Raw genomic sequence first — 10,592 nt, forward strand, 5'->3', positions numbered from 1 at the left:
CGGCGCGCTGGCGGCGGCGCCGGGGAAGTTGGGCGCGGCGGCCGGGGCCGGGCTGGTCGCGGCAGGCGCTGGCGCAGCCGTCTTCGGAGTCTCGAGGCTGGCGCAACCGCTCAGCAAGACGATGGCGGCAGCCACCGCCGACAGGCCCAGACCCTCGCGCTTCAGGGGGGCGGGCATATTCACAGACTTCTTCGCAAGACTCATTCGACACTCACTGGCGGCCGGCCGGGGCCGGTAGGCCCCCACGGCCAGCGGGGTTGATTGGTAAATAAAGTCGGCAACTGTCTCTTGCTGACCGGCTCCAGTCAATGCGGCAGAACGCCAGCCGGCCGTCGGAAACCGTGCTTCATCGCATGAGTTCGGGCGAAAACCGCACAAAAAGCCCACAAAGACGCGCAGCGGACCGCTGCGGCGGCGCAAATCGCTAGACTTCGCCGCCATGTTGCCCGCAGCCCAGACCACCACCCACCTGCTTTATCTGCATGGCTTTCGCTCCTCGCCGCGCTCGGCCAAGGCCCAGCGCATGACGGCCTGGGTGGCCGAGCACCGCCCCGATCTGGTGTTCGCCTGCCCACAGCTGCCGCCCTCGCCGGCCGAGGCTGTGGCCCTGGCCGAGGACCTGGTGGCCGGTTGGCCGCGCGAGTCCATGGCGCTGATGGGCAGCTCGCTGGGCGGTTTCTATGCCACGGTGCTGGCCCAGCGCCTGGGTTGCCCGGCCGTGCTGCTGAATCCGGCGGTGGATCCGGCGCGCGATCTGGCCAAGCATCTGGGCGAGCAAAGCTGCTGGCAGGACCCCAGCCAGCAGTTCTATTTCAAGCCCGAATTCGTCGACGAGCTGCGCGCCCTCGCGCCCGGTGCGCTGAGCCATCCCGAGCGCTATCTGGCCGTGATCGCCAAGGGTGATGAGGTGCTGGACTGGCGCGAGATGCACCAGCGCTATGCCGCCTGCCGCATCTTGCTGCTGGAAGGCAGCGACCACGGCCTGTCCGATTTCGACGACTACCTCCACGAACTGACCCACTTCCTCCATCTATGAGACTGCAGAACAAGATCGCCATCGTCACCGGCGCCGCCCAGGGCATCGGCCTGGCCACCGCGCTGAAGTTCGCCCGCGAGGGTGCCACCGTCATCGTCTGCGATCTGAAGCCCGAGGGCGTGGCGGCGGCAGTCGCGGCCTGCGAGGCCGGTGGCGGCACGGCCCAGGGCCATACCGTCGACGTGACCGACCGTGTCTCGGTGGACCTGATGGTGGCCTCGGTGCTGGAGGAATTCGGCCGCATCGATGTGCTGGTCAACAACGCCGGCATCACCAAGGATGCGCGGCTGCAGAAGATGACGCTGGCCCAGTTCGATGCGGTGATCGACGTCAATCTGCGCGGCGTCTTCCACTGCGCCCAGGCGGTCGCCGACACCATGTGCGCCCAGGGCGCGGGCGTGATCCTGAACGCCAGCTCGGTAGTGGGCATCTATGGCAACTTCGGCCAGACCAACTACGCCGCGGCCAAGTTCGGCGTGATCGGCTTCACCAAGACCTGGGCCCGCGAGCTGGGACCCAAGGGCGTGCGGGTCAATGCGGTGGCGCCGGGCTTCATCGAGACGCCCATCCTGTCGACCATTCCCGACAAGGTCATCGAGCAGATGCAGGCCCATGTGCCGCTCAAGCGCCTGGGCAAGCCCGAGGAAATCGCCAACGTCTACGCCTTCCTGGCCAGCGACGAGGCCAGCTATGTCAATGGCGCGGTGCTGGAGGTGTCGGGGGGCATGACGGTGTAAGCGGGCTGCCCGGTGAGCACGGGTGCCGAGCGCCTTCAAGGAGCACGCCGCAAGATCGCCAGTACGGCACTGTCATCCACCTGGAACTCGGGCTCGGGATTGCCGTTCTCGCGCATGGAACGCTTGGCCTCCGCAATGCCGAAGCCAAAACGCTGCACAAAGCCCAAAGTACGCAGCACACCAGCAATGGCGGGGTTGCGGTAGTCGCTGGCACCGGGACGACCAAAGTTCTGCTTGTTCACCGAACCATAGGGGCCACCGGGGCTGTGAACTTCGATACGGTCGTCAAACCAGTAGACCCGCACCGGCGCATTCGTGCCCTCATAGGTCCGATGCATGACGGCATTGCGCACCACCTGCTGCAAGGCACTGAAGGGGTAGGCGCTGCTGCGCTGCTCCACGACCGAACCGGAAGTGAAGTCCACAGCGGTGGCCAGATGCGCCTTCAGCTTCTCATCAAGGCGGCGCAAGACCGTGTCCAAGGTGCCGTCCAGCTCGGCGTCATCCAGCACCGGATCACCCCAATGGATACCCTGGATCCGCAGGAACTGCACATAGGCTCCAGGCAACCAGACGCGTGGATTCTTGCCCAGCGTCAGCATGCCCACTACCGTAGGCACAGGCTCATCGACACTGGCAATCATGCCCAGACTGGCCAGTCGCTCCTCGTAGCTGCGGCTATTGGCTTCGAGCACATCGGCCGCCACCGCTTGTGGCAGGAAGTCGTGCTCGAAATAGCTCCGCTTCAATGCCGCCATATCGCTGCCGTAGACAGGTCGGGTGTCATAGCTGCGATCCCTGTAGCGGCGTTTTTCGCTGAGGATGCGCTCGTCTTGCGCCGAAGCCAGCCCACGGCGCGGCCCGATGCGGATCCAGATACGCCCTTCATACCGTACCGGCGGCGCATCGGACGGCCAAACGGTCACAACAGCCATGGCTCGCCCCTTCAGGACGCGGCGCTCCACGGTCAAGGTCGGCGGAGGCACCGTCTTGCCATCTGTCTTGATGTCGGCCAAGGTCTGCAGCAGAGCGTCCGTCACTTCGAACTCCGGCCCGGTCGGCTCGCCATCATCCCGAGCTCCAACGAACAGCACACCCGGTTGACCGGAATTCGGCAGGTCGTTTGCGAAAGCGCAGACCGCCTCCCGCCCCTTGTCTGGCGCACTGCCCTTCCAGGTCTGCTTGCGCTCGGCACGGTCGCTCTCCAAGCTATCCAGCAAGGCCAGCAGTTCTAAGTCGTTCAAAGGCTGCATGCGGGATGGATTGAAAGTTTCACTCAGTTTCGCGGCTGCCTCGGTCGGTAGCTTGGCGGGCGCATCGCGTCCGTCGCCACAAAGGTCCCGCACTGCGTGACCTATTGGCCCGGCTGCCACGCTGCGGGGTCAGGTCGGAATCGGTCAAGGCACCTGCCTAAATTCAGTGGCGCGTCGTGGTCCAATGCAGCCCTTTTTTTGACTTCCGAGCACCGTCCGTCCGTGTCCTTTGCTTTGTTTCGAATCAGGCTGAGTTGGTTGTGCGCCATCGTAGCCAGCACCGCCGCCCAGACCAGCGCCTCCCCCGCCGCCGAGCTCGCCAAGCTCCCTACTTCCTTCAGCCGCTGCCTGGCCTTTTTTGCCGGGCAGCAGACGCCCCCGGTGCCGCGGACGCCGCGCCAGCGCGAGCTCTGCTTCGACGGCTTCGCGGTGCTGCACAGCGGCGACAGCAAGACGCCCGTCTATGTAGCGCAGCGGCTCAACAGCAAGGGCCTGGGCGGGGTCAAGCGCCAGAAGTCCGACCGTTTTTTCGCCGATGCCCGGCTGCCGCAGCCCGAGCGTGCGGAGCTGGAGGACTACAAACGCTCCGGCTATTCGCGCGGCCACCTGGCCCCGTCCGGCGATATGGCCACCGAGGCGGCGATGGCGCAATCCTTCTCGCTGGCCAATATGGTGCCCCAGGCGATACGCCACAACTCGGGCGCCTGGGCCAAGATCGAGCAGGACACGCGCAAGTACGCGCAGCGCGCCGCCGGCGATGTCTATGTGATCACCGCGCCGGTGTTCGACAGCGCCAGCCCGCGTATCGGCCCCAACGGTGTGCGCGTGCCCAGCCATCTGTTCAAGCTGGTGTATGACAGCCACACCGGCCAGGCCTGGGCTCACTGGCAGGCCAACCGCGACGACGAGCAGGCCTCCCGGCCGATCAGCTACCAGGAGCTGGTGCGCCGCACCCGCGTCGAGTGGCTGCCCCGGCATCGGTGACAATCCCCCCATGTTTGCCCTGTTCGATGAAGCCGGAAAATTCCTCGCCGGCCGCGTGATGTCCGAAGCCGATAGCTCGATGCAGATCGAGTTGGAGTCCGGCACGCGCGTCAACGTGAAGTCAGCCAATGTGCTGCTGAAGTTCGAAAAACCGGCCCCGGCCGAGCTGATCGCCGAGGGCCAGCGGCTGGCGCAGGAGATCGATCTCGACCTGGCCTGGGAGTTCGCGCCCGAGGCCGAGTTCGGTTTTGCCGAGCTGGCGCGCGACTATTTCGACGCCAAGGCTGGCATCACCCACCAGGCGGCCGCGCTGTTCCGCCTGTTCGAGGCGCCGCACTATTTCCGCCGCGCCGGCAAGGGCCAGTTCAAGAAGGCGCCGGAAGACATCGTCAAGGCCGCCTTGCTGGGCATCGAGCGCAAGCGCCAACAGGCGCTGCAGATTGAGGCCTGGGCCGAGGAGCTGGCCGCCGGCCAGTGCCCGGCGCCGATCAAGGAGCAGATCTACAAGATCCTGTTCAAGCCCGACAAGAACGGCCCCGAGTACAAGGCCGTGGTCGAGGCGACGCGGCGCGCCCACAAGGCACCGTTGGACCTGCTGAAGGATGCCGGTGCGATCTCCAGCCCCTACCAGTTCCACTGGAAGCGCTTCCTGTTCGAGCAGTTCCCCAAGGGCGTCGGTTTCCCGGCGCTGCAGGCACCCGAGATCAAGGACGAGCTGCCGCTGGCCGCGGTGCAAGCCTTCTCGATCGACGACTCGGCCACCACCGAGATCGACGATGCGCTGTCGGTGCAGGGCCTGGGCACGGGCGAGGTGATCTTCGGCGTGCATATCGCCGCGCCGGGCCTGGCCTTCCAGCCCGACTCGGCCGTCGACAAGGTCGCGCGCGAGCGCCTGTCCACCGTCTATATGCCGGGCTGGAAGCTGACCATGCTGCCCGACGAGGTGGTGCAGGCCTACACGCTGATCGAAGGGCGCGACTGCCCGGCGGTGTCCATCTACTTCACGCTCGACGAGGCGACCTTGGCGGTCAAGCGCAGCGAGACCAAGCTCGAGCGCGTGCCCATCGCGGCCAATCTGCGCCACGACAAGCTCGACGGCATCATCACCGAGGCCTCGCTCAATGGCGAGGCGCCGGCCGACTATGCTTTCGCGCCCGAGCTGGCGCTGTGCATGCGCCTGGCCAAGGTGCTGAAGGCACAGCGCGCAGTGGTGCGCGGCAAGCCGGAGAACTTCACCCGACCCGACTACAACTTCCGCCTCGACAGCAGCACCGGGCGCGAGCCCGACGGCAGCGAGCAGGTCAGCATCACGACCCGGCAGCGTGGCTCGGCGCTGGACCTGATCGTCGCCGAGGCGATGATCCTGGCCAACTCGACCTGGGGTGGCTGGCTCGACGAGCTGGGTTTGCCCGGCATCTACCGCAGCCAGGCCAGCATGGCGCCGGGTGTCAAGGTACGCATGGGCACACGGGCCCAGCCCCACGCCGGCATGGGCGTGAAGCAATACACCTGGGCCACCTCGCCGCTGCGCCGCTATGTGGACCTGGTCAACCAGTGGCAGATCATTGCCTGCGCCCGCCATGGCCGCACGGCCGCGCTGGTGGCCCCGTTCAAGCCCAAGGACGCGCAGCTGTTCTCCATCATCTCGGGCTTTGACGCCGCCTACAGCGCCTACAACGGCTTCCAGAGCGGCATCGAGCGCTTCTGGACCCTGCGCTATCTGCAGCAGCAAGGCATCAGCGAGCTGAACGCGTCGGTGATGAAGGACGGCCTGGTGCGCGCCGACGATCTGCCCCTGGTCTTCAAGACCCTGGGCTGCGAGGCCCTGCCGCGCGGCGCCCATGTGCGGGTGCGCATCACCGGCCTGGACGAGATGACGCTGGACGTGCATGCCAATCTGCTGGCCCGCCTCGATGATGTGGCCGAGACGGCAGCCGAGCCCGAAGCCGAGGACGAGGACGAAGAACCCGCCGGCGCGCTGACCCTGGCCATCGATCTGACGCCGGCCGAGGGCGAGGCTGCCGAGGCCAGCAGCTCCTGACGATGGCGCTGCGGCTCTCCAATCTGCAGATGGCGCTGCTGCTGTCGGTGGGCCTGCACGCCGGCCTGCTGACCCTGCGCATCGCCGATCCGGAGGGCTTCGATCGCATCTTCCGCGACACGCCGCTGGAGGTCGTGCTGGTCAACAGCCGCGGCAACGAGGCCCCGGTCAAGGCCCAGGCGCTGGCCCAGGCCAATCTGGCCGGCGGCGGCGAGGCCGACTTCGGCCGCGCCACCTCGCCGCTGCCGCCTTCGCGCCAGCCCGAGAGCGGCGACAGCGCCGAGCTGCAGCGCGCCCAGATCGCCCAGCTGCAGGAGCAGCAGCAACAGCTGCTGGCCCAGCTGCGGCGCGCGCTGGCCCTGCTGCCGCCGCCGGATCCGCAGCGCGACCAGAGCAAGCCCGAGGCGATCGAGCAGGCCGAGAAGCGCCGGCGCCTGATCCAGCTGCTCGCCGAGATCGAAAAACGGGTCAATGACGAGAATGCCCGGCCCAAGAAGCGCTACATCAGCCCGGCCACCCGCGAGGTCGTCTATGCCCAGTATTACGACCAGCTGCGCCGGCGCATCGAGGCGCGCGGCACGCGCGACTTCCCCGAGCACCGCGGCAAGAAGCTCTATGGCGAGCTGACGCTGAACATCCATGTCGATTTGCGCGGCCGCGTGATCGAGACCGATATCGTCGCCTCCTCCGGCAACGCGGTGCTGGACCGGCGGGCGGTGGCCATCGTGCGCGCCGCCGGGCCCTTCGGCCCCTTCAGCGCCGCGATGCGCCAGGGCGCCGAGGTGCTGGTGATCACCTCGCGCTTTCGCTTCACCCGCGAGGACGGCCTGGAAACCACCTTGTCTGCCCAACCATGAGCACTGCACCCATTGATCGTTATGCGGTCGCCGGCAATCCGGTGGCCCACAGCCGCTCGCCGGACATCCATGCGATGTTCGCCGCCCAGACCGGCGAGCAGCTGGTCTATGAACGCCTGCTCTGCCCCTTGGACGGCTTCGAAGCCAGCCTGCGCGGCTTTGCTGCGGCCGGCGGTCGCGGCTGCAATGTGACCGTGCCCTTCAAGTTCGAGGCCCATGATCTGGCTGCGCGGCGCAGCCCGCGCGCGGCGCTGGCCGGCGCGGTCAATGTGCTGCGCTTCGACACCGAGGAGCAAGGCGGCTGGTTCGGCGACAACAGCGACGGCCTGGGCCTGGTGCGCGATATCGAGCACAACGCGGCGCGGCCGCTGGCCGGCCAGCGCGTGCTGCTGCTGGGCGCCGGTGGCGCCTCGGCCGGCGTGCTGGGCAGCCTGATCGCGGCGCGCCCAGCCGAGATTCATCTGGCCAACCGCTCGGCCGACAAGGCCCATGCCCTGGTCGAGAGCCATGCCGACTGGGCCGCCCGGCATGGCGTGCGCCTGGCNTCGCGGCGCGCCCAGCCGAGATTCATCTGGCCAACCGCTCGGCCGACAAGGCCCATGCCCTGGTCGAGAGCCATGCCGACTGGGCCGCCCGGCATGGCGTGCGCCTGGCCGCCAGCGGTCTGGAAGACCTTGGTGCGGGCTTCGACCTGTTGATCAACGGCACCAGCGCCAGCCTGGGCGGCGCGGCGGTGCCGGTATCGGCGGCCGCGCTCAAGCCCGGCGCGCTGGCGCTGGACATGATGTATGGCCCGGCCGCCCGGGGCTTTCTGGACTGGGCCGCCGCCCATGGCTTCGAGGGCCGCGACGGCCTGGGTATGCTGGTCGAGCAGGCCGGCGAGTCCTTTCTAATCTGGCGCGGGCGGCGCCCCGAAACCGCGCCGGTACTGGCGGCGCTGCGCGCGCAGCTGGCGGTCGCACCATGATGGGCAAGCTCGGCCGCCTGCTGATCCTGCTGCTGCTGGGCCTGCTGGCGCTGCAGCTCTATTTCGCCGCCCGCATCCTCTTGATGAATGTGCTGGACCCGCAGTCGACCAGCTTCCAGCGCTCGGAGATCTGGCGCCTGGCCAGCGAGAAGGGGCAGGTCCTGTGGAGCCAGCAATGGGTGGATGAGGCCGAGCTGTCCAAGAACCTGCGCCGCGCGGTGATCGCCAGCGAGGATGCCGGCTTTGCCGAGCATGCCGGCGTGGACTGGGATGCGCTGGAAAAGGCCTGGGAGCGCAATCAGAAGGCCGAGGCCCGGGTCGAGCGCGCCGAGCAGCGCGGCCGGCCGGCCCCCAAGCTCAAGATCGTCGGCGGCTCCACGATCACCCAACAGCTGGCCAAGAATCTGTTCCTCAGCGGCGAACGCGATCTGTTGCGCAAAGGCCAGGAGCTGGTGCTGACCCTGATGCTGGAGGGCTTGCTGAGCAAGCAGCGCATCCTGACCATCTATCTGAATAATGTCGAATGGGGCGAGGGCGTTTTCGGCGCCCAGGCCGCCGCGCGCCACTATTTCCGCGTCGATGCGGCCCGGCTGTCCGCCGGCCAGGCCGCCCGGCTGGCGGTGATGCTGCCGGCGCCCAAGCGTTTCGAGAAACGCCCCGCCTCGCCCTATGTGCTTTCGCGAGCTGCGACGATAGCGGCCCGGATGGGCGCGGTCGAACTGCCCGATTGAGGCGCAAGCCATGGACGAGTACAGCAGTCTGAGTCAGGAGATCGCCGCCACCGCCGCCCGGCTGGTGGTCGAGGAGGGGCTGGAATACGGCCCGGCCAAGCAGCGCGCGCTGAAGACCCTGGGCCTGCCCAAGCGCACCGCCCTGCCCGGCAATGACGAGCTCGAGGAGCAGGTGCGCGACTATCTGGCCCTGTTCTGCGCCGACACGCAACCGGCCGAGCTGGCCGCGCTGCGCGAGCTGGCGGCGATGTGGATGGAGCGGCTGGCCGAGTTCCGGCCCCATCTGTGCGGTGCGGTCTGGCGCGGCACGGCCACCCGGCTGTCCAATATCCATCTGCAGCTGTTCTGCGACGACAGCAAGTCGGCCGAGATCGCCCTGCTGAACTGGCGGGTCGACTACGAGGTCGGCTCGATCACGGGCCCGCGCGGCCAGCCCATCGATGTGCTGACCCTGGCCGCCCCCTGCCAGGCGCTGGGCGAGAGCGTCACGGTGGCGCTGAGCATTCTGGATTTCGATGATGTGCGCGGCGCCCTCAAACCCGACGCCAAGGGCCGCAGCGAACGCGGCGACCTGGGCGCTTTGCGCAAACTGCTGCAGGAGAACCCGTCTTGACATCGATCAACAAGAGGCGGCTGCTGATCGGCGCCGCCGGCCTGGGCGCCGCGGCGCTGGGTGTCGGCTATGGGCTGCGCGGCCATCGACCCGAACCGCTCTCGGCCGCCGCCAACACTTTCTGGTCATCGAGCTTCGAGCGCCCCGAGGGGGGTCTGCTGCAGGCCAGCAGCCTGCGGGGCAAGCCGCTGCTGCTGAATTTCTGGGCCACCTGGTGCGCACCCTGCGTCAAGGAAATGCCCGAGCTCGACCAGTTCGCGCGCGAGCATCCGGGCTGGCAGCTGCTCGGGCTGGCGGTCGATGCCCCGACGCCGGTGCGCGAGTTCCTGAAGAAGCTGCCGGTCGGTTTCACCATCGGCCTGGCCGGATTGACCGGCACCGAGCTGGCCCGCACACTGGGCAATCTGCAGGGCGGCCTGCCCTTCAGCGTGGCTTTCGGCCCCGAGGGCGAGCCTTACTGGCGCAAGCTGGGCGCCACCCATCTGGCAGAATTGCGCGAGCTGGGCCGCAGCCAGCCCTGAGCGGGCAAGCCCAAGCCAGGACTCAGGTCAAGCGATATATTTTTAGGCAGCTGTCTTGAACAGCCCCTAAAAAGCGTAAAGTCCAGGCTTTATCGCTTCTAGTGTCCAAGCTCTAATGCCTGAGGCACGCTGCAGATGCAGATTCTTGTACTTCACGGACCCAATCTCAATCTCCTGGGCAGCCGGGAGCCTGGGGTTTATGGCTCGCGGACTTTGGCCCAGATAGATGCCGATCTCGCAGAGATCGCAACCAAAGCTGGCGCCAAGCTGGAATCCTTCCAAAGCAACCATGAGGGTGCCTTGGTCGACCGCATTCAGGCAGCGGGCCGCGACGGTTGCCGCTTCATCATCATCAACCCGGCGGCCTACACGCACACCAGCGTGGCCATGCGCGATGCGCTGGCGGCCGTGGCCATACCCTTTGTTGAAGTCCATCTGTCGAACATCCACAAGCGCGAACCTTTCCGGCACCACAGCTTTTTTTCCGCACTCGCCGATGGCGTGATCTGCGGGCTGGGTGCCCAGGGCTATCAACTGGCCCTGCAGTACGCGCTGACGGCATTGAAGAGCAAGTCGGAGGGGGCGGGCTGATCAGGCCCGTCATCGGCGTGCCGCACGGGCGGCCGCACACTGAAACATAACAACCATCATCTCTGTTGGAGAAGCCTTATGGATCTGCGCAAGCTCAAGACCCTGATCGACCTGGTGTCCGAGTCGAATATTTCTGAACTTGAAATCACCGAGGCCGACGGCAAGGTGCGCATCGTCAAGTCCGACGGTTCGGTCGCCGCGCCGCTGGTGGCCGCCCCCGCCGTGGCTCCCGCTGCGGCCGCGCCCGCCGCCCCGGCGGTC

Annotated in this window: 10 protein-coding genes and 2 pseudogenes; 11 read left to right on the forward strand and 1 reads right to left on the reverse strand. The window is 67.2% G+C overall.

Annotation, left to right across the window (positions count from 1 at the left end; translation table 11 throughout):
* Positions 1-439 precede the first annotated feature (439 nt).
* Positions 440-1,036 carry a YqiA/YcfP family alpha/beta fold hydrolase gene (locus PO768_RS25930; RefSeq protein ID WP_272648356.1) on the forward strand — a complete coding sequence of 199 codons (597 nt, stop codon included), beginning with the start codon at positions 440-442 and terminating at the stop codon, positions 1,034-1,036.
* Complete coding sequence (gene fabG / locus PO768_RS25935; RefSeq protein ID WP_272648357.1) at positions 1,033-1,773, forward strand: 3-oxoacyl-ACP reductase FabG; 741 nt, start codon at positions 1,033-1,035, stop codon at positions 1,771-1,773. Before PO768_RS25930 ends, fabG begins: the two co-directional genes overlap by 4 nt.
* 35 nt (positions 1,774-1,808) lie before the next feature.
* Here fabG and PO768_RS25940 read toward each other — a convergent pair whose 3' ends face one another.
* Positions 1,809-3,026, reverse strand: a complete 1,218-nt coding sequence (locus PO768_RS25940) for an ATP-binding protein (RefSeq protein WP_272648358.1) — start codon at positions 3,024-3,026, stop codon at positions 1,809-1,811.
* A 249-nt stretch (positions 3,027-3,275) separates the two neighbouring features.
* Between PO768_RS25940 and PO768_RS25945 the strand changes: the two genes are divergently transcribed.
* The 9 genes and pseudogenes from PO768_RS25945 to PO768_RS25990 all read left to right on the forward strand — a co-directional run.
* The gene (locus PO768_RS25945; protein ID WP_442953303.1) at positions 3,276-4,010 is read left to right on the forward strand and encodes a DNA/RNA non-specific endonuclease; all 735 of its coding nucleotides are present in this window, start codon (positions 3,276-3,278) and stop codon (positions 4,008-4,010) included.
* Between the two features lie 10 nt (positions 4,011-4,020).
* Positions 4,021-6,051 carry a ribonuclease catalytic domain-containing protein gene (locus PO768_RS25950; RefSeq protein WP_272648359.1) on the forward strand — a complete coding sequence of 677 codons (2,031 nt, stop codon included), beginning with the start codon at positions 4,021-4,023 and terminating at the stop codon, positions 6,049-6,051.
* 2 nt (positions 6,052-6,053) lie between these two features.
* On the forward strand, positions 6,054-6,908 hold the full coding sequence (locus PO768_RS25955; protein WP_137941584.1) for a cell envelope integrity protein TolA: 855 nt from the start codon (positions 6,054-6,056) through the stop codon (positions 6,906-6,908).
* A pseudogene (locus PO768_RS25960) lies at positions 6,905-7,875 on the forward strand (shikimate dehydrogenase). The gene PO768_RS25955 and the pseudogene PO768_RS25960 overlap by 4 nt, the downstream one beginning before the upstream one ends.
* Positions 7,872-8,606, forward strand: a complete 735-nt coding sequence (mtgA, locus tag PO768_RS25970; RefSeq protein WP_440402363.1) for a monofunctional biosynthetic peptidoglycan transglycosylase — start codon at positions 7,872-7,874, stop codon at positions 8,604-8,606. Before PO768_RS25960 ends, mtgA begins: the two are co-directional and overlap by 4 nt.
* A 10-nt stretch (positions 8,607-8,616) precedes the next feature.
* A complete protein-coding gene (locus PO768_RS25975) occupies positions 8,617-9,219 on the forward strand; it encodes a hypothetical protein (protein WP_272648362.1) in 603 nt (200 codons plus the stop codon).
* The gene (locus PO768_RS25980) at positions 9,216-9,740 is read left to right on the forward strand and encodes a TlpA family protein disulfide reductase (protein ID WP_137941580.1); all 525 of its coding nucleotides are present in this window, start codon (positions 9,216-9,218) and stop codon (positions 9,738-9,740) included. The genes PO768_RS25975 and PO768_RS25980 overlap by 4 nt, the downstream gene beginning before the upstream one ends.
* Positions 9,741-9,875: 135 nt before the next feature.
* A complete protein-coding gene (gene aroQ / locus PO768_RS25985) occupies positions 9,876-10,331 on the forward strand; it encodes a type II 3-dehydroquinate dehydratase (protein ID WP_137941579.1) in 456 nt (151 codons plus the stop codon).
* 78 nt (positions 10,332-10,409) lie between these two features.
* Positions 10,410-10,592, forward strand: a pseudogene (locus PO768_RS25990) (acetyl-CoA carboxylase biotin carboxyl carrier protein); the annotation flags it as partial.

This window comes from Paucibacter sp. XJ19-41, assembly GCF_028462495.1.
Taxonomy (GTDB): Bacteria; Pseudomonadota; Gammaproteobacteria; order Burkholderiales; family Burkholderiaceae_C; genus Roseateles_E.